Source organism: Flagellimonas sp. 2504JD1-5 (genome assembly GCF_053618295.1).
The window spans coordinates 1,662,562-1,687,882 of sequence record NZ_JBSIOU010000001.1 but is presented as its reverse complement, the minus strand read 5'-3'; the positions used below and the strand labels follow the sequence as shown (position 1 = coordinate 1,687,882).

Sequence of the window (25,321 nt, the reverse complement as noted above, 5' to 3'; positions counted from 1 at the left end):
ATTTATAGATTTTTAACCGCGGTCTTAAACTGATTTCCACGATCCTCATAATTTTCGAAAAGGTCGAAACTTGCGCATGCTGGCGAAAGCAATACGGAATCACCTCTTTCAGAGATTTTATAGGCCACTTTTATGGCTTCTTCCATGGAATAGGTTTCTACCATTAGATCAATCACATTTCCAAAAGCATCTTTTAATTTGGAATTATCCATTCCCAAGCAGATAATTGCCTTTACTTTTTCACGAACCAAAGGCATTAATTCTGAATAATCATTGCCTTTATCAACGCCACCTGCAATCCAAACAATTGGTTTCTTAATACCATCAAGGGCATAATAGGTGGCATTTACATTGGTTGCTTTGGAATCGTTTATGTATTCTACGTGGTTTATCTTCAATACCTGCTCCAGTCGATGTGGAACACCCTGGAATGTTTGAATACTATTACGGATAGTTTCCTTCCTCACGTTGACCAAAAGTGCGGCCAAACCTGCCGCCATGGTATTTTTAACGTTGTGTTGCCCTTGCAGGGCCAAAATATCTGTACTCATTTCCAAGGTTTTATGTTCTACGTTCATTTTTATTGTTTCATTTTCGAGCCAAGCTCCTTGTTCTTGCCTTTCCTTTAAGGAAAAGGGAATCAATTTGGATTGAATTGGATGTTTCTTAAGCCAATCTTGAATTATTTCGTCATCTGCATCATAAATCAAGTAATCGTTCCCATCCTGATTCATGGCAATTCGAAATTTTGAAGCGATATACTTTTCAAACTGATAATCATATCGGTCCAAATGATCTGGTGTGATGTTGGTCAGAATGGCGATATGCGGTTTGAAATCCCTTATCCCATCCAGCTGAAAGCTACTTATTTCCAGCACATACTGGTCAAAATCCCTTTCAGCTACCATTTTAGCATAGCTATCTCCAATATTACCGGCCATACCTGCATTCAATCCACCATCTTTCAATAAATGGTGAGTCAACATGGTCGTTGTGGTCTTGCCATTGCTTCCAGTAATCCCAATCAAGGTTGCGTTTGTGTATTTTGAGGCAAACTCAATCTCAGAAATTACAGGGATGCCCTTTTCAACCAGTTTTTGCACCAACGGTACCTTATCGGGAATACCAGGGCTTTTCATCACCACATCTGCATTTAGAATTTTAGATTCGGTATGCTTGCCCGACTCCCATTCAATCTCAAAATGTTTAAGAACGTTGCTGTACTGCTCTTTTATTTCTCCTTTGTCCGAGACAAAGACTTCAAATTCCTTTTTCTTTCCCAAAATGGCTACTCCCACGCCACTTTCTCTTCCTCCAAGAATCACCAAACGAGCCATTATCTGATCTTAAGTGTCACTATACTAACAATGGCCAACAGGATGCCTATAATCCAAAATCGTGTGACTATTTTGCTCTCGTGATATAATTTCTTTTGAAAATGATGGTGTAAGGGTGCCATTAGAAACAATCGTTTTCCTTCACCATACTTCTTCTTTGTTCTTTTAAAATAACTGACCTGCAGCATTACTGATAGTGTTTCGGCAAAGAAGATTCCGCACAATAATGGAATCAACAATTCTTTTCGCACAATGATTGCAATTACCGCAATAACCCCACCTATGGTTAAACTTCCCGTATCGCCCATAAATACTTGAGCGGGATAGGCATTGTACCAAAGAAATCCAACCAAGGCACCGACAAATGCCGCAATAAATACCACTAACTCCCCTACTCTTGGCAGGTAAAAAATGTCCAAATAATCTGAGAATTCGATATTACCAGAAACCCATGTGAAAATTCCCAAAGTCAGCACAATTATCGCGGATGAACCGGCTGCCAAACCATCTATTCCATCTGTTAAATTAGCACCATTGGAAACCGCAGTAATAATGAAAATTACCACAGGAATAAAAATCAACCATGCATAATCAGCCATTCCTTCTCCTGCCCAAGAGATCCAATCGGCATAATCAAGCTCATTGCCCTTCATAAAGGGAACATTGGTCTTAACGGCCTTCATTTCTTGACCAAAAACTTCTTCTACCTTAAAGTCAGCTGTAATTCTTGTAGTATCTTTTTCCTTTATGGTTACTTGAGGATGGAAATACAAAACGGAGCCCACGATCAAACCCAAGGTTACCTGCCCCATGATTTTAAATCGACCTTTTAGTCCCTCTTTGTCTTTTTTAAAGATTTTGATATAATCATCTATGAAACCAATTATGCCCATCCAAATGGTGGTAATAATCAAAAGAATGACGTAGATGTTTTTAATATCTGCGAACAGCAAGACCGGTAAAAGTGTAGACATGATAATAATCAACCCGCCCATAGTAGGGGTCCCTGCTTTTTGCTGTTGACCTTCAAGTCCTAGATCACGGATGCTCTCACCTATCTGTTTTTTTTGCAGGAATAGAATGATGCGTTTACCATAGACCATGGCGATCAAAAGAGATAACAATACGGCCATTGCCGCCCTGAAAGTCAAGAACCCAAAAAGGCTTGCTCCCGGCAGTTGGTATTGTTTCTCTAAATAATCGAACAAGTAGTATAACATGGGCTACATTATTTATTTAAATCGGCCAAAGCCGCTTTCACTTCTTTAAAATCATCAAAATCCACTCTTTTCCCATTGGTTTCCTGATAGGTTTCGTGCCCTTTACCTGCCACTAAAATGATATCGTTGGACAGAGCCAACTTGCATGCGGTTTTGATGGCCTGCTTTCTATTTTCAATGGACAAGACTTTTTTGGTGTTTTGGGGCTCCACACCAGCCTCCATCTCTTCGATGATTACTGAAGGTGGTTCAGTTCTTGGATTGTCAGATGTAAAAATTGCCTGATTGCTCATTTCGGATGCGATATGACCCATAACCGGACGCTTAGACTTATCACGGTCACCACCACACCCCACTACGGTGATGACGTTTTCATTTCCAGTCCTCAATGCATTGATAGTAATCAACACATTTTTTAACGCGTCCGGAGTATGGGCATAATCAACAATTGCCGTTATTTTATTTTTTGATATGTAATATTGAAATCTTCCATCTACATTTTCCAATTCACTGATCAATTGGAGTGTCTCCATTTTTTCAAGACCCAAAATGTCTGCAGTGGCGTAAATGGCCAGAAGGTTGTAGGCATTAAAATCTCCTATCAATTTAGACCAAAGTTCATTTTCATCAATCTTTAAAAGCTGTCCGTTGAACTGTTTTTCCAAAATCTGGGCCCTATAATCGGCATACGATTTTAACGCATAGGTATATTTTTTTGCTCTTGTATTCTGAAGCATCACCGGCCCGTTTTTATCATCGATATTGGTCAGTGCAAAAGCATTCTTGGGCAAATCATCAAAAAGCTTTTTCTTGGTATCACGGTATTCTGCAAATGTTTTGTGATAGTCCAAATGGTCGTGTGAAAGATTGGTAAAGATCGCTCCCTCGAAATGTAGACTTTCCGACCTTTTTTGGTGGATACCATGAGAACTCACTTCCATAAAGCAAAACTCCACTCCTTCTTCATTCATTTGGGAGAGATATTCGTTGATGGTCAACACATCTGGAGTAGTATGGGTAGCAGGATGCTCGACATCATCTACCATAACTTTAATGGTGGATATCAATCCGACTTTAAACCCAGCTTTCTTGAACAAACGATACAGCAAAGTACTCACTGTAGTTTTCCCATTTGTCCCAGTAATTCCAACCAATTTTAAATTTTTGGATGGATTATCGTAAAAATTGGCAGCGATGGTAGCCAAAGCACTGTTGCTGTCCGGAACTTTTAAATACGTTACTCCATTCACCAAAATCTCGGGAAGCTCTTCACAAACCACCGCTTTGGCACCAGACTCTATGGCTTTTTCAATGTATTTGTGCCCATCAGTAATTAAACCGCGTACAGCAACAAAAACATCGTCCATTTCCACTTTACGCGAATCAAAATGAATGTGATTGACCATTACATTGGTATCGCCAGTTACCACTGACAGGCTCACTTTATATAATATGTCCTTCAATAATTTCATGAAAGTTCCAATACAATTTTTTTAACCTGATCAATATCCGTTCCTTGAACTACCGACTGTTTTCTGACTTTTCCATTACCTCTCACTTCAACCTGTAATCCCAAATTCTCCAACAGGGAAATGGCATCCATTCCGCACATACCTTTTACATTTGGCACTTGATTGTATTTTTCCTGGGCCTTGGCGTAATATTTCTCATATCTTTCTTCCAGTTCCTTTTCATTTAAGGCCTTTCCTTCGACCTCATCCACTGTAGGGGATGTAGTATAGATTTTTTGCGCCATCGATTTAAAAACAGGACCTGACACATCCGCCCCATAATAACCAACCGTCTTATCAGGTTCATGGATGACCACTATACAGGAGTATTTTGGGTTATCCGCCGGAAAATACCCTGCAAAAGATGAGATGTACGCCATCTTATCGGGATCTTTGGCCACATAGTTCTTTTGCGTAGTTCCTGTTTTTCCAGCCATTGAAAAGCTCTTGGAGTACAGACCATTTCCTGTACCATAATCCTTTTCAATCACATCTTTGAGCAACTGCTGAACCTTGTTCACTGTTTCTTTGGAACAGATGGATGGGTTTACCACTTCTTTGTCAAACTTCTTTAAGATTTTATTTCCTTCCCTTACGGCCTTGATCAATCTAGGTTTCACAAATTCACCATCATTGGCTATGGCATTATAAAATGCCAGGGTCTGTATTGGCGTTAGAGATACTTCGTATCCGTGCGACATCCACCCCAGGGATATACCAGACCATCCTTTGTCACCAGGGTAACGAATCACAGGATTCCCTTCACCGATTATCGGCAACCCCAATTTTTTATGAAGGCCCATGTTCATCAAGCGATTGACAAATTTCCCAGGGTTTTCTTTATAGTTTTCATGGATAATTTTGGCAAATGCAGTGTTTGAAGAGACCGCAAAGGCATGCGAAGCCGATATTTTACCATATCCTCCCCATTTTGAATCCTTAACAACGCGGTCATAAATACGATACCTCCCCTTTTCAGTATCGATTACTGTGCTGGTATCGATAACCTTGTCTTCAAGGGCAGCCACCATGGACATCAACTTGAACGTTGAGCCAGGTTCATGTGATTCTCCAACCGCATAATTCAGTTTTTCGTAATATTTTCCTTCGGAAGTACGACCTAAATTGGAAATTGCCTTGATTTCTCCTGTAGCAGTTTCCATAACTACCACACAACCGTGATCAGCATTATATTTTTCGAGCTGGGCCAAAAGCTCGTGATGGGCGATGTCCTGAATATTTATATCAATAGTGGAAACAACGTCCAGTCCATCTTGAGGCTCAACAATATTATCAAGTCCCACGGGCTTCCATTGTCCTTTTGCTATTTTTTGCTTGAGCCTCTTTCCTTCCTTACCTCTCAAATACCGCTCGCCAAAAGCACCATCAAGCCCCACTCTGGTATAGTAACCATTTTCATCCACACGTTCGTATCCAATACTCCGCGCCGCCATTTTACCCAGCGGATATTCCCTTACCACACGATGTGTCTCAATAAAACCACCTTTATAGGGGCCCAATTTGAACAGCGGAAACTGCTTGATTCGCACGTAGTCCAAATAATCCACATTTCTGGCAACTAGCTTGTATCGATTCCCATTGGCCCGTGCTTTTCTAAAAAGCTGCCTGTAATAGGATGACGGTTTATTAAAAAGATTTGCCAACGAATCGGAAAGTGCAGCTACATTGTTTTGAAAGTTTTCGCTGGACACTGTTTTAGCATCAAACCGAATCTCATACTTAGGAACTGAGGCAGCCAACAAACTCCCATCATCGGAATATAGGTTTCCGCGATTTGGCTCAATGGTGAACATTTTTTCAGTCTTGTTCAATGCCAATTCCTTATAGTCCTCGCCCTTGATCATTTGGATGTCCACCAACTTCACCACAACACAAATAGCGAAGACTAGCAGACCTCCTGCAACCAAGTAAAGTCTGTTCATGATATTTTTTTCGGTTATCGCCACTATTTATTCGATTTAACCTTTATTTTTTGTGGTGGAATTTTTGATGGTTTCAACCCTTCAACGGCGACGGTCTGCCGTAAGGTCGACTCCAGCTTCATTTGCTGGACCATGGAACGGTGTTCGAAGAACTCGCTCTTCAGCTTTCTTACTTCTTCGCTCAAAGCGGCAATTTCATGCACTTTCTTGTCTGCATTGTGACTACTGGAAATCATCATTGCCGCCAGGAAAGAAGCAAACAGCAAGAACATCCAGTTTTTGGGAGCGTCTCCGCTCACCAAAAACTTTCCTTTCAATAAATCCAGTATTCCCTTTTTCATTTTTGTGTTCGGTTATTATATTCGTTCTGCAATTCGGAGTTTTGCACTCCGGGCGCGGTTGTTCTTTGCTATCTCTTCTGCTGATGGAACTATTAAACCTCCGACCTTCTTTAGTGGAACATCAATATTTCCATAAAAATCCTTTTCTGGTTCTCCTTCAAATTGTCCTGCCCTGATAAAGCGTTTTACCAAACGATCCTCTAACGAATGGTAACTTATCAAACTCAACCTCCCGCCTTCCTTCAACACCTCGGGCACTTGGAGCAAAAATGCTTTGAGTACCTCAATCTCTTGGTTGACCTCAATACGGATGGCTTGATAGATTTGCGCCAAAATTTTGTTTTCCTTCATTTTTGGCAAAAACCTATTCAACACCTTCTTCAAATCGTCAGTGGTTTTAATAGTATCTTCTTTCCTAGACTGAACTATTGCTTTTGCCATGGCATTTGCATTTCGCAATTCACCATATTGAAATAAAACAGAAGCCAAATCTTTTTCTGAATACTTGTTGACCACTTCAAAGGCCGACAATTGATCGTTCCGGTTCATCCGCATATCCAAATCCGCATTGAAACGAATTGAAAAACCCCTGTCCGCCTCATCGAACTGGTGGGATGAAACTCCAAAATCAGCTAAGATTCCATCAACTTTCCGAATGCCATAGAACTTTAAATATTGTTTGAGAAATTGAAAGTTTTGATTGATCAATTGAAACCTTTCATCTTCAATGGCATTTGCCAGTGCATCTTCATCTTGATCAAAGGCCAACAACCTACCTTCACTCCCCAATCTTCTTAAAATCTCTTTGGAATGCCCTCCGCCACCAAAGGTGACATCGACATACACCCCATTTTCTTTAATGTCCAACCCGTCTACCGATTCTTGGAGCATTACCGGGTTGTGATACGCGCTAGTCATCGTCGTCAAAAATCTCCTCCGCCAAATCGGCATAGTCTTTTTCACCTTCGGCCAAGACCGCTTCGTATTTATCCTTATTCCAGATTTCTATTTTATCAAAAACCGCATTAAGCACAACTTCTTTACCTATTTCCGCATAGGTGACCAAGTTTTTGGGTATCTGCAATCTTCCCGTATCCCCATCAATAGCCACTTCCTGCATGCCAGCGACAAAATTTCGAACAAAGGCATCGTATTTTCGATTGATTTTTCCTTTCTTCATGACCTTTTCCATCAGTACATCAAACTCTTCTTTCGGATACAGCTCTAAACATTGCTGAAAAACGGATCGTTTGATTACAAAGCCCTCCTTTAAAACAGGCAACAGCTGATTCTTTAGGGATATAGGTAGAATTACCCTTCCTTTGGCATCAGCTTTACAATCGTGTTGTCCTATGATATGGGTCACTAGAAATCAATTGGTTAAGAATAATAACTCAAATATATAGATTTTATTTCCACATTTCTCCACTAAACTACACATTGTTGATAAATTTTCCACTTTTCAATGAAATTCAATCTATTTTGTCCTCAAAAATCTGCGCCTGTTTGTATTTGATTTATAGGAGCGTAGAATTGACATAAAAACTCCTATTCCATGAAGGTTATTAAGCCTAAAATGGTGTGATATGAATTGCCTATATTTGCCCTTCTTAGCACCAACTAACTTTAGATGGAAGAACAAATCATCAAGGAAGGCAAATACCGTTACATTGAAAAAGGAGAAGGCACTCCCATGATCATATTACATGGATTAATGGGTGGATTGAGCAATTTTCAAGGGGTATCTGACTATTTTCCATCAAAAGGTTATAAGGTACTTATCCCTGAACTTCCCATATACGAAATGCCCATGCTTAAAACCACGGTGAAAAACTTCGCTAAGTTTTTAGAGGGCTTTATTGAGTTCAAAGGACTGAAAGATGTTATTCTTTTGGGCAATTCTCTTGGTGGCCATATTGGACTCCTGCACACCAAAATGTTTCCAGAAATGGTCAAAGCTTTGGTGATTACCGGTAGCTCTGGTCTTTATGAAAGTGCCATGGGCGACGGATATCCGAAACGTGGGGATTACGAATTCATCAAAAAGAAAGCCCAAGATGTCTTTTACGACCCTGCAGTTGCCACAAAGGAGATTGTGGACGAGGTGTTTGCCACTGTGAACGATCGCATGAAATTGGTAAAAACATTGGCCATCGCCAAAAGTGCCATACGGCATAATATGGCAAAGGACCTACCACATATGGATACCCCCACTTGTATAATTTGGGGTGAAAACGATTCGGTGACCCCACCGAACGTTGCCAAAGAATTTCATGAACTGCTACCTGATTCGGATTTGTTCTGGATAGAAAAATGTGGTCATGCCCCCATGATGGAACACCCAGAGGATTTTAACAAGATTCTTGAAGCTTGGCTCAACCAGCGGAATTTCTAAGCTATGAAAATTACCTCGGCCGAATTTGTGATGAGCAATTCCAATGTGGCCAAATGCCCCAATGAACCATTGCCCGAATATGCATTTATCGGACGTTCCAATGTTGGCAAATCTTCATTGATCAATATGCTCATGGACCAGAAAGGTTTGGCCAAAATTTCTGGTCGCCCAGGAAAGACCCAGCTTATCAACCATTTTAAAATAAATAAAAATTGGTTTTTGGTAGATTTACCCGGATACGGTTATGCCCGTGTGTCCAAAAAGGATAAAAAGATTTTTCAGAAATATATTACGGAGTATTTTGAAAAAAGAAAGCAATTGGTCTGCGGGTTTGTACTTGTAGATATAAGGCATGAACCACAACCCGTGGATTTGGAATTTATGGAATGGTTGGGCACCCATCAAATCCCGTTCGCCATCATTTTTACCAAAGCGGATAAATTAAAGCCTGCCGTAATTGAAAAACAGGCCAATGTATATCTTCAAAAATTACTTGATGGGGCCTGGGAAGAAACACCTCCGCATTTTATTACCTCTTCGGCAAAACATATAGGTCGCGAAGAGTTGCTCAGTTATATTGATGGCATCAACTCCGAATTCTTTGCAACACAGTAATTCGCTATTTTCTTTTTTTGACCAGCTGCACCAATTCTTTAGCAGTTTTTAAACTGTTCAGTTCCTTCGTCGAAATCAAAATTTCCAATTCATTTCCATTTTCAGCAAGTACGATGGGGAAAATGAATTTGTGGCCAAACTTTGAAGCATACATTTTAACAAACTCATCTTTATGTAGAAAAACCATTTGGTGTTGGCTTTCTTCTCTGAACTTTTTCCAGACCTTATTTTCCGAAACTAGCCCAAAAGTGATATCGCAAAGATTGCAATCATATGTTGATGGACTAAAAACCTTGTGCATACTATCCAAAATTGCATTCCTTACACCTGAATCGGCATTGTAAACAAATAGCAATTTCGTATCCTTTTCTACTCCCATAGTTGAATAACAGACCTTTTAGTCCAAAAAACATGGCAAAATTAACAACACGGCTGTAATTTTTTGCATGACTGTCAAATCAAACCCTGTATAGTTTGTTTCATATAGGGGTTTGATCAATTGCCGTATTTAGGGTATCCTAATTTTATATTCCTTTATGCATTAAGAAATCCTTCCTTAATTCTATGGAAAAACAGACCAATCAAGTCACGTCTGGTGGATTTATTTGGAATTTGTCCATTATACATTTAGGATTGGCAATTGCACCAATTGTTTTGGGTATAATTTCTTATCGTACCGTTCAAGATTCACATTTCACCATTGCAGAAGCTGATAACTTGTTTTTAATTGTGGTCCCCGTCTTTACTTTATCCTGCATTTTTACAGGGCATTTCATTTTCAAACAATCGGTCAAAAATATTCACCCTACAACGAGTCTAAAACAACAATTGATGCAGTTCCAGACGGCCTGTATTATTAACTACGCCTTGGTGGAATCCGCTATGTTATTTGGAATAGCATCATTTTTTATCAAACAAAATCTCATTTTCATTGCGCTGTCCACTGCAATTCTTTTTTATTTTTTTCTAATCAGACCAACAAAACAGAAAATTGCACGCGATTTAAATTTAAAGGGTGTAAAATGGGAGTTGTTCAACAGGTTGCATCATCCGTTGGATTCATAGGTTTATTTCAGCTCCAACTTTTCGGCAAAGTAGTCGCAAAAATCCTTCATGGTGGCGGTCATTTTTTCATCTTGGGTTGCTTTCATAAAGGTATCTGTCATGGTGACCAAGGTTTGATGAAAGAAAATTTTCATCTCATCAACAGGCATGTCCTTGGTCCAAAGGTCTATTTTCAAAGATTCCCTGTTCTTGCTGTCCCAGACGGAAAGCATCATCGCTTTGGCCTCTTCATTTTTTATTCCGCCATCTACAGCTGACCATTTCAGCCCTTCAGGAACACGATTTTCATCCAGTTCTACGGTAAGTTTTATTTCGGAAGTATGTGCTATTGCCATCTATTTTCTTGGTTTGTATTTTGATCTGTTAAAAATTTCATCCGCCGGCAAGCCCAACATTTGATGTAACGTTACATCATTGTTTGCCATGAACGCCCTCACAATCTGCCATCCAATATACCTTCCCACTCTACCTGGCGACTGATTATCCAGTTCCAATCCAAATTTTGAAAACGGGGCGGGATCCAAAAAACGTCTATCTAAGGTAGCATCGGTATTGTACAGTAATTCTCTTTCCACAAAGTAGCGCCAAATCTGTTCTTCGTTTTCCATTGCCCATTTCATTTCCTCCGCGGTATATGTGATTTTTTGAGCGTCCATAGTATGGGGCAATAATTTATCCTTTAGGTACAATTCTTTACCATAATAAACCATTCTAGACAAAAAAGTTCGATTACGAGGGTATTGTAAAACCGTCTTGGCAAAGGCGCTGGCCACATCCGAGGTTAAGTAATTTTTATCAAGTCCAGCAGCAATGTACCTTTGAATGCTTTCGTAAAAATGATGCTCAGACCCCAAATAATTATCCAATCCAATCAGTAATAGCGAGTCTGTCAATATGATTCTGTCATTGTATCTTACATCGGAGGTCACCGTAACCACTTTGGGAGTTTTGTATCCCGAAAAATAATGGCCTATATGTTGAAAAAGAGATTCGAGCTCCTTGATTTGTTCGTCAAAGTCGCCAAAAGCCTTATCCACTTCATGTGATAATTCAATCTGTATAGTATCCGTTAGCTTGGCCACCCAAATACTATCGGGGTATTGGTTTGGAAAAAGGTATGGATATTTAGTTTTTAAAGTAGGAATGTCTTTTGCAGTAGCACTTGCAAATTCCCTATCAAATCGTGAAACAGTAAGGTCGATGGAAATTTTTGCAATTGATTCTTCGGTCTTATCAACCTCTTTGCATGCCAAGTATATGATTGAAACCGATAAAACTAGAAGGATATATGGGTGAAATCCCAAGTATTTTGACAACCTCTTCATTTTTAGCGCAACACCGTTTAAATTTACAGCCAACAAAGGTAATTTATTGAATCTAATATATAAGGTATGCAAACCAAAAAGGTAATAAAGCACATTGTAAAGTGGTTAAATGATTATGCGGTGAAGGCAAACTGCAAAGGTTTTGTCATCGGTATTTCTGGCGGAATTGATTCGGCTGTCACCTCCACACTTTGCGCTAAGACGGGTCTTGACCTTTTATGTTTGGAAATGCCCATTCACCAAGGCAAAAACCAAGTTACCCGTGCTGATGGGCATATTGATTGGTTAATCGAGAATTATCCAAACACTTCTCGCCAACAGGTAAACCTAACTCCAGTCTTTGACAGCTTGGTTGATTCATTCCCCAAGGTTGAAAAGGAAGAGGACCGTTTTATGTCCCTTGCCAACACCCGGGCCAGGTTACGCATGACCACATTATACTATTTTGCAGCCCTAAAAGGCTATTTGGTGGCTGGTACCGGTAACAAAGTAGAGGATTTTGGCGTTGGATTCTATACCAAATATGGTGATGGCGGTGTAGATCTGAGTCCAATTGCCGACTTATTGAAAACCGAGGTTTATGAACTTGGTAGGGAGCTGGGCATAAACCAAGATATTATGGAAGCAGCTCCTACCGACGGGCTCTGGGGAGATAGCCGAACGGATGAAGACCAAATAGGTGCATCGTACCCAGAATTGGAATGGGCCATGGAAATGGATGATGCTGGAAGAAATTTAGATGACTTTTCTGACAGAAAAAAAGAAGTATTTTCTATATACAAAAGGTTTAATACATCTAACAAACATAAGATGATTCCTATACCTATTTGTGAAATTCCTGAGCACCTAAAATGACCTTTCAACCTAAAAATCCCAGCTTAAGACGAAAAAAACCATAGAAATTCTGTGGTTTTAAGAAAAATTACGGAGTTTTACGCTTACAAATTGTTATCTTGCTCGTCACGCCGCGTAAGTAATTAAGTACTAAACAACGAATAAAACTCAAACCAAATGATTAAAGTATTAATAGCTGACAACCATCCCATAGTTCGACTCGGCATTAAGCAAGTGCTCGAATCTAGTTCAGATATTGAAGTCATTGCTGATGTTTCGACTACTTCTGAACTATTTGAATTGTTGGAGAAAGTTACCCCCGATGTTGTAATGCTCGAAATGGATATTCCTGAAATCAATGGGATTGCAACCTTAAGAAAAATGAAACAGGAGTTCCCCAACGTAAAAACTCTAATGTACAGTGGACAATCTGAAGACGTGTACGCCCTAAGCACCATACGTGCAGGAGCCTTCGGTTATTTGGCAAAATCTGCCGATTTGGATTACATTATCACCGCTGTTAGAAAAGTTAGTGAGGGCAACATGTTCATCACCAACGAATTGGCCCAACGTCTTGCATTTGACGAAGGAACCCAAAAACCTCGAAGATTCTTTAGAAAATTATCCTCACGCGAGGTTGAAGTTCTTAAACTTCTGGCCAGCGGAAAACGTAACAAAGAAGTTGCCGAGGGATTGAATCTTAACGAAAAAACCGTAAGTACCTACAAGGCCCGTTTGATGAAAAAATTGAATGTGGACAACTTGGTAGACCTTTTGCAACAAGCAAAAGCATTGGAACTTTATTAAAATAACCGGTTCAAACTGATGAAAATCTCGGATATACCCGAGATTTTTGTTTTTAGGAAAGTACTCTATTCAATTTAGCGTTCAATAGTTTGTTTAGTTGTAAATAGTTTACAATTTCTTCCAAGACTTCCGAATTGTCACCATTATTATCTTCAGTGCTTTTCTGAAGTTTCGTGATACGTGTTTTGATCAAGTTGCACCGCAAAGTGAGAATGGTTTCCCCTACCAATTGTGCCACTCCCAGCTGTTTTTCTTTGGGATAAATGTCTTTTCGGGTCCAATCATCCAAGGTATATTTTTCCTCTTCCATTAAAATGGAGGATACCTCACTTACCATTTCTTGATCCAAATTGGCCAAAAACGCATTCACTGCAAAATCCTCACTCTCATTCAAATCCTCAATTAGTTTATAATAGATAGTTCTAAATTGCTCATTCGTTAATTCTATTTCATCTTCTTGAAGGTCAAGGTATACCTTTTCATAGACTTTTGCTTCCACCACCTCAGGTTCAAGAACCAAATCGCCTTCTTCATTTTCCTTCAATACTAAATCTTCAAATTCCTGTTTTTGGTTACCGTACAAAAGAAGCATTTCAATAATTTTTCGCTCCAATTCGTATTGTACATCCACCTTTTCAAGGCTCTGCTCGTTTTTTACAACCTCAAAAGCTTTTTGTTCTTGCTTTTGCTTTTTAGCAGCATCGGTAAAACCCTTTTTGTCAATTTGTGCCAAGGTATTGTACAAAACCTCTTCGGAAATCTGCATTATTTTGGCGCATTCCTGAATGTAGATTTCCTTTTTTATACGATCCGGAATCTTGCTGATACTATTTACGATATCCCTGACCGTATCTGCCCTTTTTATGGGGTCGTTGGCGGCCTCTTCCGCCAAAAGGGAAGTCTTAAATTGGATAAAATCTTTAGCATTCTCCTCCAAATAGAGCACTAAATCTTCATAGGTATTGTTCTTGGCAAAACTATCAGGGTCTTCCCCTTCGGGGAAACTGCACACCTTAACATTCATGCCTTGTTCCAAAATCAGGTCTATTCCCCGTAAAGAGGCCCTTAAACCTGCTGCATCACCATCAAAAAGCACGGTAATGTTCTTGGTAAGTCTGTTGATCAGGCGTATTTGCTCTGGGGTCAGTGCGGTTCCGCTAGAGGCTACCACATTTTGTACTCCACTTTGATAAAATTGGATCACATCGGTATAACCTTCAACTAAATAGCAGTTATCTTCCTTGGCAATGGCCTGTTTGGCAAAATAAATACCATAGAGCACCTTACTTTTATGGTAAATCTCACTTTCTGGGGAGTTTAAATATTTGGCTGCTTTTTTATCGTTGGTCAAAATTCGACCTCCAAAACCAAGTACCCTTCCACTCATGGAATGGATAGGAAACAGCACCCGCCCTTTAAAACGGTCAAATCTCCTAGCTTCACCCCCTGCTTGCTCTTTAACAATAGTTAAACCCGTTTTTTCGAGAAATTCTAGCTGATACCCATTTTCCAACGCAGCTTTGGTAAAGGCCTCCCATTCATCCAGGCCATATCCCAATCCGAACTTTTTTATGGTTTCATCGGTAAAACCACGTTCCTTAAAATAGGTGAGTCCAATGGCTTTGCCCGGTTCGGAGTCCCAGAGTGTTTTGGTAAAATATTTTTGCGCATATTCCGAGACCAGATACATGCTTTCCCTTTCATTGGCCTGCTCCTTTTGTTCGTTGGTCTGCTCGGTCTCCTCAATCTCAATATTGTACTTTTTGGCGAGGTATTTTATGGCCTCCGGGTAGGTAAAATGCTCGTGTTCCATTAAAAAAGCCACCACATTGCCTCCCTTGCCACTACTAAAATCCTTCCAAATCTGCTTGACGGGCGATACCATAAAACTTGGGGTACGCTCATCGGTAAAAGGGCTTAAGCCCTTAAAGTTGGAGCCTGATTTCTTCAACTGCACAAAGTCCCCGATAACCTCCTCCAAACGGGCGGTTTCGTAAACTTGGTCTATGGTGTTTTTTGAAATCAACTCGGTGTTTTAAAATAGCCTTTAAAGGTAATTAAAAAACGAAATTTTCCTAGAAATGGTTTTTTTGGTCAGATCATATTCCAAATCCGTCAATCAATCTACAACCATCTTAAAAAGATTTATCATTTTACTTAAAATCAACTGCGGCATAATGAGACTAGTTTTTATCCTTTTCTTTCTTTGGATTACTTTGACTTGTCCAGGACAACCATCTTAATCGAATATTAATGAAATACCGTTCAAATATCAAAGCCGTGAGAATTCAATCCCCAATTCCAAAAGGGTAACCGAAATAGAGTTTTTGTCAGTTTTCCTGAATTAGGAATACTTGCCTGCCAAGATAGGCATGGGGTTTAGAAGCTTTGTGCCTAGCTTGATAGGATAGCAGACATTTTAATCATCTTCAAATAAATTGTATTTTCCCTCATACAACCACCATTAGAAATCGAAATAACCAATTCATGATTACAACCATATTAACCAAAGTTGCGCTTCCCTTATCACTTGCCATTATTATGCTTGGAATGGGGATGACCTTGATTCCTGCAGATTTCGCAAGAATCGTGAAATACCCCAAAGGAGTTTTGTTGGGGCTTACCAATCAGCTTATTTTTTTGCCCCTTATTGGATTTTTGCTTGCATGGGCTTTTGATTTAGATCCTACTATGGCAGTTGGCATCATGATTTTGGCAGCCTGTCCCGGTGGCCCTACCAGTAACCTCATTACCCTGGTGAGCAAAGGAAACATTGCACTCTCGGTTACTTTAACCGCCATTGCCAGTTTTGTGAGCATTCTTACGATTCCTTTTATTATTTCCTATGCGCTTAATCACTTTGGGAGTGGTAGCGAAACTGCAATAAAATTGCCCATCTTGGATACAATATTGCAAATAATGGTAATTACCGTAATTCCCATCTCCATTGGTATGATCATTCGCCGATTTAAACCCGATTTTGCGCATAAGATGGAAAAACCCATGCGAATAGCCTCCACCGTCATTTTTATACTCATATTTATAGCAGTGATTGCGGCTAATTTCAAATTACTGGGTGAAGCGATGAAAAAAGTGGGGCCAGTGACCTTGCTTCTTAATTTAGCAACCATGAGCTTGGGATACTTCTCTGCCAAATTGCTTCGACTGAATTTAAAAGAAGCCATTTCAATTACGGTTGAAAGCGGTATTCAGAATGGAACCCTCGCCTTTGTAATTGCGACCACAATCCTGAACAATATAGAAATGGGAATTCCTACAGGTGCCTATTCTATTTGGATGTTCGCTACTGGAGGAATCTTAATGTTGACACTGGGAAGACGAAAGGATTTGGCATCCAATCCAAATTAATGATTCACCCAGTTGCATAGTCGACTTTACTGATTATGGCCCTTTTCCGGACCATATCACGGTATTTTTTTGCTTGAAATCAGGACTAAACACTTCTTATCCATTGTTAATCTCTTCTTTGGAACAAAACTTGATTTAAAAAATCAACTTATATGTTTGTTAGCTCATGATTTAAAATTTAGAATATGAAAGCACTATTTTCCATTGCTATGTTACTGTTCACCATTAATGGTTTAGACGCACAAAAAGTTTATTCAGTAGACCAAGAATATAAAGCAGATGTCAAAGTTTTTGTTGTAGGTCAAGAGTACCAAGCTGATCTTTTAGTATATAAGGTAGATGCTGAATACAAAGCCAAGGGAAATGAAGGGAAATGGTCCTTCACGGATGCTGAATACAAGGCAGTAAAGAAAATTTACTTCACGGACGCCGTATATAAAGCGGACTTAAAAGTATTTTTTGTGGATTCGGAATATAAATCAGGCTGGAAAGATAGATCCAAACAACATTTCATGTATTAGCATTGAAATATGGCAATATTGCCGCAAGAATAGTAGTTTTACGATCATGATTTTATTCTTCGGTACACGTCCCGGTAAAAAAGAAACCAAAACATTATACCATGTTTCCTGTCCGCATTGTTCACAAATAGGTACTTTGAACATGGTTTCCCAACCCAACTATGTGCATTTGTTCTGGATTCCTGTCTTTAAATTGAAGACCTCAATGTTTGCCGAATGTTCACACTGCAAACGTGGTTTTTATAAGGAAGATTTCTCACCTGAGATGGAAAAGTCCATATAAAATCAAACCGAGCCAAGACAAGTGGTGGATTTAACACCTGACTTCGCTCGAATTGACAAAATAGCAGTTGGTTGGTTATAAATCGAACCGAAGGCCTAAGGAAATATTGTTTTGTTTGGTAGAAGGACCTGGAAAAATCTGTGTAAGTTCATACTTGAAATATAGAGAAGCATCGTCAAAGCCCATATAACTACTTAATCCAAATATGGTTCTCTGATTACCACCATCTCCAAAACCCGAAAGGCTTGGTGGTATTTGAAAATATCCCGTTTTGCTTTTGACTTTTTGCACGTTTTTATAATTGAACCCAACGTATCCGCCAACGCCCATCTTGAATTGTTTGTGTGTACTATATCGGTAATAGTCCCCGTATTCTTTTTTTGTTGAAGGGCCAAACTCAAAATGTATTGGAACTATAAAACTATCCATACGGAATTTTGATTTTGACAACTCCCAAACCTCTCCATCTTCATCAGGAATTGTCGTCAAAACAACCCTTGGAAAACCACTATTTCCATCTTGAAGGAAAAGTCTATTCTCAGTAGGTTTTAATCCATTAAATTGGAATGAAAGTCCATATTTTAATCGTAACCAATTGCTGTTTTTGAATACTCGGGTATTCCAAGCATATCCTATTTCAAAAAAACGACTTCCCAAATATTTGTAAGGTGAGTTAGAGAAAGATTCTCCATGAATTAAGGCATTGTTCAAGCCAAAAGCCACTACCAAATCAGAATATGTACGCCTATCTTGTACTATTTCGTTACTCCTCCGACGGTTTTTAAAAAAGGAATGTTTGCCATTAATATCGATTCCAAATCTTACACGGCCATCATATATGGAATCCATTTCGGACAAAGTCAACATTTCACCTCGATTTCTATGGATCAGCAGTATCTTATTTTCAATGATCGCCACGCGGTTTTCAATGTTCAATGCCCTTTTTTTGGCCACTTCGGCCTTTAACAGTTTGGCTTCTTCTACAGTTAACGCTCCGCGGTCCAGACGTTGGTTTATATCCTTGACCTCCTTTTTAAGGGCATCTTTTTCTTGTTGGATAATTTTCTCTTTTTGTGCTTTTAGGTGTTCTATTTCATTCTCATAATCTTCTTGTCCAAAAAGGTTTTGGCTTAGGAAAGACAGTAACATTACTGCAAAAAACAGTGTAAGATTTCTCATGATTGATTTTGATTTTATCCCTCTCTTCCTCCCCTTCCCAATGAAGGAAAGGGAAAGTAAAAAGGGTCTTTGATTGATGAATATTTTTAATTGTTCCGGTCGGCGACAGCAGTTCGTAGTTTAAAGTAGCCATCTTTGAGGGCATAAAATATTTGATCCCTAAAGGATTCGTCCAGCTCATCTTCAACCTGGGTGAGCAAAGCCATCGCATCTACCTTGTCCGATTCAAACAGTTTGTCAGTAAGAATCTGCTGCTGAGCCGCTCTAAGAAGGGAATCTACCTCGGCATCGCTAACTTGGCTGTTCATGTTCTCCAATAAGGTAACTTGAGCGACAACTTCGTTAACTTTTTGGGCAATCAACCCATCTGGCACATTTAAAATCTCATCCTTTAAAGGTTCATTTTTGATTACTTCGGATGTCTTTTCTTCAGACACCGTGAATGCGACCTGATCCACATCTGAACCTTCGATTACCGTCTTTTCTATTTCGGTTATAACCACTTCAGTTTTATTTGGTTCAATTTCCAACGGAAATAAGCTGTCATCATTGAGCTGATCAGGTTCTTCTTTAGGAGTTTCCATGTCCACCATTTGCGGAGTATTTTCCGATGGAATTTCTGTTTGAAAAAAGAAAATGGAAACCAAAATAACCCCAATAAAACTTGCTGCTACAGCATACATTGGCCATTTTTTCCTTGATTGCACTTCAGTAACCTTAACTTGGTCAGAAATCTTGTCCCAAGCCTGCCCTGAAGGGTCAATTCTACGCTCTTCCAGGGATTTTTTGATGTGTTTTTCCAACTTTTCCATAACCTTTCAGTCTATTTACCTCTCGACTGCGCTCGAGGTGACATTCCTTTTAATTTTAAATTTTCTTGGAGCATTTTCCGCGCCTTGAACAACTGTGATTTTGATGTGCCTTCTGAAATTTCCAATATTTCTGCAATCTCATGATGTTTGTATCCTTCAATGGCATAGAGCAAAAACACCATTTTATATCCCTCAGGTAGGTTATCTATTAACTGCTGCACATATTCCACATCCAATATTGATGTACTTTCATTCGCTTCTCTTGGTCTTGATTCCAACACCTCATCATCATAAACAACAAATTGCTTTTTGCGTAAGTATGAAATACTCTCCCTCACCATAATTTTCCGAATCCAACCTTCAAAACTTCCTAGATGTTGAAAGGATGTCAAATTTTCAAAAACCTTTACAAATCCATTCACCATTACATCTTCGGCAAATTGTGCATCTTTAATATATTGTCTGCACACACTCAACATTTTAGAAGCGTACTTTTCATAAAGAAATTGATGGGCCTGTCTATTGCCCGCAATTGCCCTTTTTATCAATTGCCTTTCATTGGTATATAAAGAAATAATCTTCAACAGTGGTTCCCGGTTTTGTTCTTATAAAGATAGACGAGGTCAGTTTCAAAATGGTTGCCTGAGAAGAAATTTTTGTGGTTCCAAAACCCACATCTCGACTGCGCTCGATATGACAAGGTTATTTTTTTCGGTCCACCACATAGTTGACCATAAGGGTAAGGGCGCTTTTATGGTCTGAATCAGGGTAGTTATTCAACAAAGACAATGCTTCATCTTTAAACTCTAGCATTTTGGTCACGGCATATTCCAGTCCACCCATCTCCTTAACATAGGCAATGACCTCCTTAACCCTCTTTTTGTCTTTATTGTGATTTTTAATGGAATTGATCAACCAGCGTCTTTTTTCATCATCACTCTTGTTGAGCGCGTAGATTAACGGCAAGGTCATTTTTTGCTCTTTGATATCTATTCCAGTAGGTTTTCCTATTTTCTCGGCACCATAATCAAAAAGGTCATCTTTTATTTGAAATGCCATACCGCAAAGCTCTCCAAATTTCCTAAAGGTTTCTACATGTTCGGTATCTGGTTTCACGGAACATGCTCCCATACTGCAGCATGCGGCAATCAAGGTAGCTGTCTTTTGACGAATAATGTTATAGTAAACCTCTTCTGTAATGTCCAGTAAACGGGCTTTTTCAATCTGAAGTAGTTCGCCCTCACTCATATCCTTTACTGAATTGGAAATAATATGAAGTAAGTCATAATCTTTGTTTTCCAATGCAACCAATACTCCTTTTGAGAAAAGGAAATCTCCCACTAAAACGGCGATTTTATTTTTCCAGAGTGCATTTATGGAGAAAAAGCCCCGTCGTTTGTGGCTATCATCGACAACGTCATCATGAACCAAGCTGGCTGTGTGAATCAATTCGATAATAGAGGCCCCACAATAGGTTCTATCGTTCACTTTGCCCCCATTTATCAACTTGGCGGTAAGAAAAACAAACATAGGTCGCATTTGCTTTCCCTTTCGATTTACAATGTAATATGTAATACGATTGAAAAGCGCCACTTTAGATGACATGGATTTCAAGAACTTTTCTTCAAAAAGTTCCATCTCCTGTTCAATAGGCTCCCTAATTTGCGAAACTATCTTCAATACCTCAGGTTTGGTGAATTCGGTTTTGAGAGCTTAAAAGTAGGGAAAATGGAAGAGTTGATGATTAGAATCTTTGAGATTTAGTTTGGTTGGGCAAATCCATCGATAATCTACCGTGGACAATGGACAATGGACAATCGACAATTAACAATGAAGAATTGATAATTGATAATTGATAATTGATAATTGATAATTGAATTTAGCTTTTATTGGCCAACTGTCCACAAGCAGCATCAATATCCTTCCCCCGTGATCTTCTTACCGTTACGGTAATGCCGTTTCGCTCCAAAATATTCTGATACATCTGAACTGCATCTGAAGACGCCTGTTGGAATTCACCATCGTCAATTGGGTTGTATTCTATCAGGTTTACTTTTGATGGCGCAAATTTGCAGAATTTGACCAAAGCATTTGCGGCTTCCGGGGTATCATTGATTCCATCCCAAACCACATATTCATAGGTAATCCTATTTTTTGTCCTGCTGTACCAATACTCCAATGCTTCCCTCAAATCCTTTAAAGGAAAAGTGGCATTGAAGGGCATTATGGAAGTACGCACCTCATCAATTGCTGAATGTAATGAAACGGCCAATCCAAATTTCACCTCTTCGTCTGCCATTTTTTTAATCATTTTGGGAACACCGGAGGTGGAAACAATAATCCTCTTTGGTGACATTCCTAGTCCTTCAGGGGAAGTTATTTTTTCAATCGCCTTGAGCACATTGTTATAGTTCATCAAGGGCTCTCCCATTCCCATAAACACTATATTGCTTAATGGTCGATTAAAATAAAGTCTACTTTCCTTGTCTATAGCAACAACTTGGTCATAAATTTCATCCGGATTAAGGTTACGCATACGCTTTAACCGGGCTGTAGCGCAAAATTTACAATCCAAACTACAACCCACCTGACTTGATACACAGGCTGTAGTTCTTGTTTCCGTAGGAATAAGTACAGACTCCACTATTAATCCGTCATGGAGTCGAACGGCATTTTTGATGGTCCCATCAGAACTCCGTTGCATTTGGTCTACCTGAATGTGGTTGATAACAAAGTTATCCTCGAGCATCTGACGGGTCTCCTTGGAAACATTGGTCATACCCTCAAAGGAATGTGCGGACTTTTGCCATAACCACTCGTACACCTGATTTCCTCGAAAAGCTTTATCACCTTGTGCAACAAAAAAGTCGCGAAGCTGTTCTTTTGAAAGGGCTCGTATGTCCTTCTTTTTTAAATCCACTGGTCAAATATAGTCAAGAAAAATCCCGTAAGGTTTTCGCCCAACGGGATTTCTATTTATGGTTTATGTACCAATATCTTTTATATAATCAGCATGGCATCTCCGTAGGAGTAAAAACGATACCCCTCTAAAATTGCTTGTTTGTATGCTTTCTTCATCAAATCATGCCCAATAAAAGCGGAAACCATCATCAACAAAGTTGATTTTGGTAAATGGAAATTGGTAATCATACAATTGGCTATGCTGAAATCGTATGGTGGGAAAATGAACTTATTGGTCCATCCTTCAAATGTATTTAGGGTATGTTCAGACGAAACTGCGCTTTCCAAACCGCGCATCACGGTAGTTCCCACAGCACACACTCTTTTTTTGTTTTGCTTAGCATTGTTCACAATTTCGGTGGCTTTTTCATCAATCACCAATTCCTCGCTATCCATTTTGTGCTTGGACAGGTCTTCTACCTCAACCGGGTTAAAGGTTCCCAATCCAACATGGAGGGTGACTTCAGCAAAATCAAGTCCTTTAATTTCCAATCTTTTCAATAAATGTTTAGAAAAGTGAAGTCCGGCCGTAGGTGCAGCTACAGCTCCTTCGTATTTCGCGTAGATAGTCTGGTAGCGTTCTTCATCTTCCGGTTCAACATCCCTCTTAATGTATTTTGGCAGTGGTGTTTGACCCAACTCGCGAAGTTTTCTTCTAAAATCGGTATATGATCCATCATAGAGAAAACGCAATGTTCTTCCCCTGGAGGTTGTATTATCAATTACTTCAGCTACCAAGCTCTCATCATCACCAAAATAAAGTTTGTTTCCAATTCGGATTTTTCTGGCTGGATCAACCAAAACATCCCATAGACGTTGTTCTTGGTTTAATTCACGTAAGAGGAAAACTTCGATACGTGCTCCCGTTTTTTCTTTGTTTCCATATAGTCTTGCAGGAAAAACCTTGGTATTGTTCAAGACCATAACGTCTCCTTCATCAAAATAATCGATTAGGTCCTTGAACATTTTATGCTCAATTTTTCCGGTCTCACGATGAATTACCATTAGTTTGGACTCATCCCTATTTTCTGCAGGATACTCCGCCAATAATTCGTTAGGTAATTCAAAGTTGAAGTTTGATAATTTCATGTAGGCTTCTTTTGGATGTTTTTAAAAAGAGGGCAAATATACAATCTCGACATAGGGGATGTCAAGTATTTTGTTGAATAAATGCGAATTACATCTTATTGATAGTAAAACCCAATGTTTCAAGGTCATTCCAGAAGTCGGGATAAGATTTAGAAACCACTCCTGCATCATTGATTTTCAAGGATGTACACAGCCCTAAGGGTCCAAATGCCATCGCCATACGATGATCATTGTAGGTATCTACAGAAACATCCGTATTAATGTCTTTACAAGGCTGGAAAGTCAAACTTTCGGTATCAATGTCCACTTTTGCCCCAAATTTTTCCAATTCTGTCTTCATTGCACCCAAGCGATCTGTTTCCTTTATGGGCAAGGTATGCAGACCTGTAAGATGACAACCTATCCCAAGACCCAAACAGGTAACTGAAATGGTTTGTGCTATATCCGGTGCATTGGCAAGGTTATATTCAACCTTATCAAACTCGCATTTTTTTGTTTTTGAAAGGGTAATCTGATTATCTGTAAAGCTGGTCTCAACGCCAAAATCATTGTAAATCTTGGTTAAGACACTGTCTCCTTGTAACGAATTTTCTTTGTAGGATGACAATTGCATTTCAGTTCCCACGTCGCACAAGGCCACAATGCTATAAAAATAACTGGCTGAGCTCCAATCAGATTCCACTACTAAAGTAGTGTCGGCTACTTTTTGTTTGGGTTCTACTTTTATGGTGTTTCCCTCAAATTGGGTGGCAACCCCGATCTGATTTAATAGACCCAAGGTCATTTTTATATAGGGAACGGAGGTGATTTTACCTAAAAGCTCAAGTTCCAGTCCATTTTCCAAACTGGGAGCTATGAGCAACAATGAGGAAATATATTGACTGCTAATGTTCGCTGGAAGGGACACTTTGCTTTTGGTCAATCGTTTTCCAGTAATTTTTATGGGTGGGTATCCTTCTTGGTTTTCATAGGTAATTTGTGCGCCCAAGGTTCGAAGTGCCTCGACCAAAACCTTGATCGGTCGTTCCTTCATTCTTTTGGACCCTGTTAAAACAACCTCTTTTCCTCCTTGCGAAGCGAAATATCCTGTTAAAAACCGCATAGCGGTACCTGCATGATGGATATCAACCTCCCCGATTGTTTTTTTCAACCCCGCTTGCATGACCTGACCGTCATCGGAATTGGACTTGTTTTCTATTTTGATATTGGGGAAAAGTGCCTGCAGCAACAAAGATCGGTTGGTCTCACTTTTGGAGCCAGTAATCTTTACAGATTTAATGATTTTTTTGCTGTTCGAAAAGGAAAGTTGGAGTCTCAAATACTTCTGGTTTGATTGAAACCCCAAAACTAGAAAAAACCGCTTTATCGGGCTGTGATGTATTCCTTTTTATTTGAGTTTTTCGTTATTATGGTGACGATCGTGGTCCCGTTTGGTCTTTATTTCCAATTTTTTGTCAAAAGACTTTTGTAAATCCACTCCAGTCTGATTGGCTAAGCACAAAACCACAAAAAGTACATCGGCCAATTCTTCACCCAAATCTTTGGCCTTATCTGTCTCCTTTTCGCTTTGTTCTCCGTAGCGTCTAGCAATAATTCTTGCCACCTCGCCTACTTCCTCTGTCAGCTGTGCCATATTGGTAAGTTCGTTAAAATAACGAACGCCATGGGCCTTAATCCATTCATCTACTGCTTCTTGGGCGTTTTGGATGTTCAT

At 39.4% G+C, this 25,321-nt stretch carries 27 protein-coding genes; 8 read left to right on the top strand and 19 right to left on the bottom strand.

Going from position 1 to position 25,321, the window contains the following annotated elements; all coding sequences use genetic code 11:
• Positions 1-2: 2 nt before the first annotated feature.
• From murD to ACULLG_RS07475, 7 genes are read right to left on the bottom strand one after another with little or no spacing between them, the layout of a single operon-like run.
• A complete protein-coding gene (gene murD / locus ACULLG_RS07505) occupies positions 3-1,337 on the bottom strand; it encodes a UDP-N-acetylmuramoyl-L-alanine--D-glutamate ligase (RefSeq protein ID WP_452126150.1) in 1,335 nt (444 codons plus the stop codon).
• On the bottom strand, positions 1,337-2,557 hold the full coding sequence (mraY, locus tag ACULLG_RS07500) for a phospho-N-acetylmuramoyl-pentapeptide-transferase (RefSeq protein WP_452126149.1): 1,221 nt from the start codon (positions 2,555-2,557) through the stop codon (positions 1,337-1,339). The genes murD and mraY overlap by 1 nt, the downstream gene beginning before the upstream one ends.
• Positions 2,558-2,565: 8 nt before the next feature.
• On the bottom strand, positions 2,566-4,029 hold the full coding sequence (locus ACULLG_RS07495; protein ID WP_452126148.1) for a UDP-N-acetylmuramoyl-L-alanyl-D-glutamate--2,6-diaminopimelate ligase: 1,464 nt from the start codon (positions 4,027-4,029) through the stop codon (positions 2,566-2,568).
• On the bottom strand, positions 4,026-6,035 hold the full coding sequence (locus tag ACULLG_RS07490) for a penicillin-binding protein (RefSeq protein ID WP_452126147.1): 2,010 nt from the start codon (positions 6,033-6,035) through the stop codon (positions 4,026-4,028). Before ACULLG_RS07490 ends, ACULLG_RS07495 begins: the two co-directional genes overlap by 4 nt.
• A complete protein-coding gene (locus tag ACULLG_RS07485; protein WP_190811295.1) occupies positions 6,035-6,352 on the bottom strand; it encodes an FtsL-like putative cell division protein in 318 nt (105 codons plus the stop codon). The genes ACULLG_RS07490 and ACULLG_RS07485 overlap by 1 nt, the downstream gene beginning before the upstream one ends.
• Positions 6,353-6,367: 15 nt before the next feature.
• Complete coding sequence (gene rsmH / locus ACULLG_RS07480) at positions 6,368-7,270, bottom strand: 16S rRNA (cytosine(1402)-N(4))-methyltransferase RsmH (protein WP_452126146.1); 903 nt, start codon at positions 7,268-7,270, stop codon at positions 6,368-6,370.
• Positions 7,263-7,718 carry a division/cell wall cluster transcriptional repressor MraZ gene (locus ACULLG_RS07475; protein ID WP_452126145.1) on the bottom strand — a complete coding sequence of 152 codons (456 nt, stop codon included), beginning with the start codon at positions 7,716-7,718 and terminating at the stop codon, positions 7,263-7,265. The genes rsmH and ACULLG_RS07475 overlap by 8 nt, the downstream gene beginning before the upstream one ends.
• Positions 7,719-7,982: 264 nt before the next feature.
• Here ACULLG_RS07475 and ACULLG_RS07470 point away from each other — a divergent pair, with 264 nt between their 5' ends.
• Both ACULLG_RS07470 and yihA read left to right on the top strand, forming a co-directional pair.
• Positions 7,983-8,747, top strand: coding sequence for an alpha/beta fold hydrolase (locus tag ACULLG_RS07470; RefSeq protein ID WP_452126144.1), 765 nt, complete (start codon positions 7,983-7,985; stop codon positions 8,745-8,747).
• A 3-nt stretch (positions 8,748-8,750) separates the two neighbouring features.
• On the top strand, positions 8,751-9,362 hold the full coding sequence (gene yihA / locus ACULLG_RS07465) for a ribosome biogenesis GTP-binding protein YihA/YsxC (protein WP_452126143.1): 612 nt from the start codon (positions 8,751-8,753) through the stop codon (positions 9,360-9,362).
• Between the two features lie 4 nt (positions 9,363-9,366).
• Here the strand turns inward: yihA and ACULLG_RS07460 are convergent, their stop codons facing one another.
• A complete protein-coding gene (locus ACULLG_RS07460; protein WP_452126142.1) occupies positions 9,367-9,741 on the bottom strand; it encodes a GTPase in 375 nt (124 codons plus the stop codon).
• A 185-nt stretch (positions 9,742-9,926) separates the two neighbouring features.
• Here ACULLG_RS07460 and ACULLG_RS07455 point away from each other — a divergent pair, with 185 nt between their 5' ends.
• Positions 9,927-10,427: a hypothetical protein gene (locus tag ACULLG_RS07455; protein ID WP_452126141.1), complete on the top strand. Its 501-nt coding sequence runs from the start codon at positions 9,927-9,929 to the stop codon at positions 10,425-10,427.
• A 2-nt stretch (positions 10,428-10,429) separates the two neighbouring features.
• Here the strand turns inward: ACULLG_RS07455 and gldC are convergent, their stop codons facing one another.
• Together gldC and gldB are read right to left on the bottom strand one after the other, a co-directional pair.
• The gene (gene gldC / locus ACULLG_RS07450) at positions 10,430-10,762 is read right to left on the bottom strand and encodes a gliding motility protein GldC (RefSeq protein ID WP_452126140.1); all 333 of its coding nucleotides are present in this window, start codon (positions 10,760-10,762) and stop codon (positions 10,430-10,432) included.
• Positions 10,763-11,752, bottom strand: coding sequence for a gliding motility lipoprotein GldB (gldB, locus tag ACULLG_RS07445; protein WP_452126139.1), 990 nt, complete (start codon positions 11,750-11,752; stop codon positions 10,763-10,765). It lies immediately after the preceding gene.
• Between the two features lie 66 nt (positions 11,753-11,818).
• On the opposite strand from gldB, the gene nadE reads away from it, so the two are divergent.
• Together nadE and ACULLG_RS07435 are read left to right on the top strand one after the other, a co-directional pair.
• Positions 11,819-12,607: an NAD(+) synthase gene (nadE, locus tag ACULLG_RS07440; RefSeq protein WP_452126138.1), complete on the top strand. Its 789-nt coding sequence runs from the start codon at positions 11,819-11,821 to the stop codon at positions 12,605-12,607.
• A 156-nt stretch (positions 12,608-12,763) separates the two neighbouring features.
• Complete coding sequence (locus tag ACULLG_RS07435; RefSeq protein WP_420321738.1) at positions 12,764-13,393, top strand: response regulator; 630 nt, start codon at positions 12,764-12,766, stop codon at positions 13,391-13,393.
• Positions 13,394-13,445: 52 nt separating this feature from the next.
• Here the strand turns inward: ACULLG_RS07435 and dnaG are convergent, their stop codons facing one another.
• Positions 13,446-15,419, bottom strand: coding sequence for a DNA primase (gene dnaG, locus ACULLG_RS07430; protein ID WP_452126137.1), 1,974 nt, complete (start codon positions 15,417-15,419; stop codon positions 13,446-13,448).
• 461 nt (positions 15,420-15,880) lie between these two features.
• Here dnaG and ACULLG_RS07425 point away from each other — a divergent pair, with 461 nt between their 5' ends.
• The 3 genes from ACULLG_RS07425 (at position 15,881) to ACULLG_RS07415 (ending at position 17,566) form a co-directional block, all read left to right on the top strand.
• Positions 15,881-16,762, top strand: a complete 882-nt coding sequence (locus ACULLG_RS07425; RefSeq protein ID WP_452126136.1) for a bile acid:sodium symporter family protein — start codon at positions 15,881-15,883, stop codon at positions 16,760-16,762.
• Positions 16,763-16,947: 185 nt separating this feature from the next.
• Positions 16,948-17,283 (top strand): DUF6150 family protein, encoded by a 336-nt coding sequence (locus ACULLG_RS07420; RefSeq protein ID WP_452126135.1) that lies wholly within the window; start codon positions 16,948-16,950, stop codon positions 17,281-17,283.
• A gap of 46 nt (positions 17,284-17,329) precedes the next feature.
• Entirely contained in the window at positions 17,330-17,566 is a 237-nt protein-coding gene (locus ACULLG_RS07415; RefSeq protein ID WP_452126134.1) for a zinc-ribbon domain-containing protein, read from the top strand.
• 75 nt (positions 17,567-17,641) lie between these two features.
• Here ACULLG_RS07415 and ACULLG_RS07410 read toward each other — a convergent pair whose 3' ends face one another.
• The 8 genes from ACULLG_RS07410 to ACULLG_RS07375 form a co-directional block, all read right to left on the bottom strand.
• Positions 17,642-18,745 (bottom strand): hypothetical protein, encoded by a 1,104-nt coding sequence (locus ACULLG_RS07410; RefSeq protein WP_452126133.1) that lies wholly within the window; start codon positions 18,743-18,745, stop codon positions 17,642-17,644.
• An 86-nt stretch (positions 18,746-18,831) separates the two neighbouring features.
• Positions 18,832-19,557, bottom strand: a complete 726-nt coding sequence (locus ACULLG_RS07405; RefSeq protein WP_452126132.1) for a hypothetical protein — start codon at positions 19,555-19,557, stop codon at positions 18,832-18,834.
• A gap of 11 nt (positions 19,558-19,568) precedes the next feature.
• Positions 19,569-20,141: an RNA polymerase sigma factor gene (locus ACULLG_RS07400; protein WP_452126131.1), complete on the bottom strand. Its 573-nt coding sequence runs from the start codon at positions 20,139-20,141 to the stop codon at positions 19,569-19,571.
• Between the two features lie 118 nt (positions 20,142-20,259).
• Complete coding sequence (locus tag ACULLG_RS07395) at positions 20,260-21,237, bottom strand: polyprenyl synthetase family protein (protein ID WP_452126130.1); 978 nt, start codon at positions 21,235-21,237, stop codon at positions 20,260-20,262.
• Positions 21,238-21,436: 199 nt separating this feature from the next.
• On the bottom strand, positions 21,437-22,477 hold the full coding sequence (gene rlmN / locus ACULLG_RS07390; protein ID WP_452126129.1) for a 23S rRNA (adenine(2503)-C(2))-methyltransferase RlmN: 1,041 nt from the start codon (positions 22,475-22,477) through the stop codon (positions 21,437-21,439).
• Between the two features lie 80 nt (positions 22,478-22,557).
• Positions 22,558-23,607: a tRNA preQ1(34) S-adenosylmethionine ribosyltransferase-isomerase QueA gene (queA, locus tag ACULLG_RS07385; RefSeq protein ID WP_452126128.1), complete on the bottom strand. Its 1,050-nt coding sequence runs from the start codon at positions 23,605-23,607 to the stop codon at positions 22,558-22,560.
• 88 nt (positions 23,608-23,695) lie between these two features.
• On the bottom strand, positions 23,696-24,925 hold the full coding sequence (locus ACULLG_RS07380; protein ID WP_452126127.1) for a 3-phosphoshikimate 1-carboxyvinyltransferase: 1,230 nt from the start codon (positions 24,923-24,925) through the stop codon (positions 23,696-23,698).
• Between the two features lie 69 nt (positions 24,926-24,994).
• Positions 24,995-25,321, bottom strand: a complete 327-nt coding sequence (locus ACULLG_RS07375) for a nucleotide pyrophosphohydrolase (protein WP_452126126.1) — start codon at positions 25,319-25,321, stop codon at positions 24,995-24,997.

Coding starts and splice junctions, on each gene's coding strand:
- murD (WP_452126150.1), bottom strand. CDS start 1,337: ATGGCTCGTTTGGTGATTCTTGGAGGAAGAGAAAGTGGCGTGGGAGTA.
- mraY (WP_452126149.1), bottom strand. CDS start 2,557: ATGTTATACTACTTGTTCGATTATTTAGAGAAACAATACCAACTGCCG.
- ACULLG_RS07495 (WP_452126148.1), bottom strand. CDS start 4,029: ATGAAATTATTGAAGGACATATTATATAAAGTGAGCCTGTCAGTGGTA.
- ACULLG_RS07485 (WP_190811295.1), bottom strand. CDS start 6,352: ATGAAAAAGGGAATACTGGATTTATTGAAAGGAAAGTTTTTGGTGAGC.
- rsmH (WP_452126146.1), bottom strand. CDS start 7,270: ATGACTAGCGCGTATCACAACCCGGTAATGCTCCAAGAATCGGTAGAC.
- ACULLG_RS07470 (WP_452126144.1), top strand. CDS start 7,983: ATGGAAGAACAAATCATCAAGGAAGGCAAATACCGTTACATTGAAAAA.
- yihA (WP_452126143.1), top strand. CDS start 8,751: ATGAAAATTACCTCGGCCGAATTTGTGATGAGCAATTCCAATGTGGCC.
- ACULLG_RS07460 (WP_452126142.1), bottom strand. CDS start 9,741: ATGGGAGTAGAAAAGGATACGAAATTGCTATTTGTTTACAATGCCGAT.
- ACULLG_RS07455 (WP_452126141.1), top strand. CDS start 9,927: ATGGAAAAACAGACCAATCAAGTCACGTCTGGTGGATTTATTTGGAAT.
- gldC (WP_452126140.1), bottom strand. CDS start 10,762: ATGGCAATAGCACATACTTCCGAAATAAAACTTACCGTAGAACTGGAT.
- gldB (WP_452126139.1), bottom strand. CDS start 11,752: ATGAAGAGGTTGTCAAAATACTTGGGATTTCACCCATATATCCTTCTA.
- nadE (WP_452126138.1), top strand. CDS start 11,819: ATGCAAACCAAAAAGGTAATAAAGCACATTGTAAAGTGGTTAAATGAT.
- ACULLG_RS07435 (WP_420321738.1), top strand. CDS start 12,764: ATGATTAAAGTATTAATAGCTGACAACCATCCCATAGTTCGACTCGGC.
- ACULLG_RS07425 (WP_452126136.1), top strand. CDS start 15,881: ATGATTACAACCATATTAACCAAAGTTGCGCTTCCCTTATCACTTGCC.
- ACULLG_RS07420 (WP_452126135.1), top strand. CDS start 16,948: ATGAAAGCACTATTTTCCATTGCTATGTTACTGTTCACCATTAATGGT.
- ACULLG_RS07415 (WP_452126134.1), top strand. CDS start 17,330: ATGATTTTATTCTTCGGTACACGTCCCGGTAAAAAAGAAACCAAAACA.
- ACULLG_RS07410 (WP_452126133.1), bottom strand. CDS start 18,745: ATGAGAAATCTTACACTGTTTTTTGCAGTAATGTTACTGTCTTTCCTA.
- ACULLG_RS07405 (WP_452126132.1), bottom strand. CDS start 19,557: ATGGAAAAGTTGGAAAAACACATCAAAAAATCCCTGGAAGAGCGTAGA.
- queA (WP_452126128.1), bottom strand. CDS start 23,607: ATGAAATTATCAAACTTCAACTTTGAATTACCTAACGAATTATTGGCG.
- ACULLG_RS07375 (WP_452126126.1), bottom strand. CDS start 25,321: ATGAACATCCAAAACGCCCAAGAAGCAGTAGATGAATGGATTAAGGCC.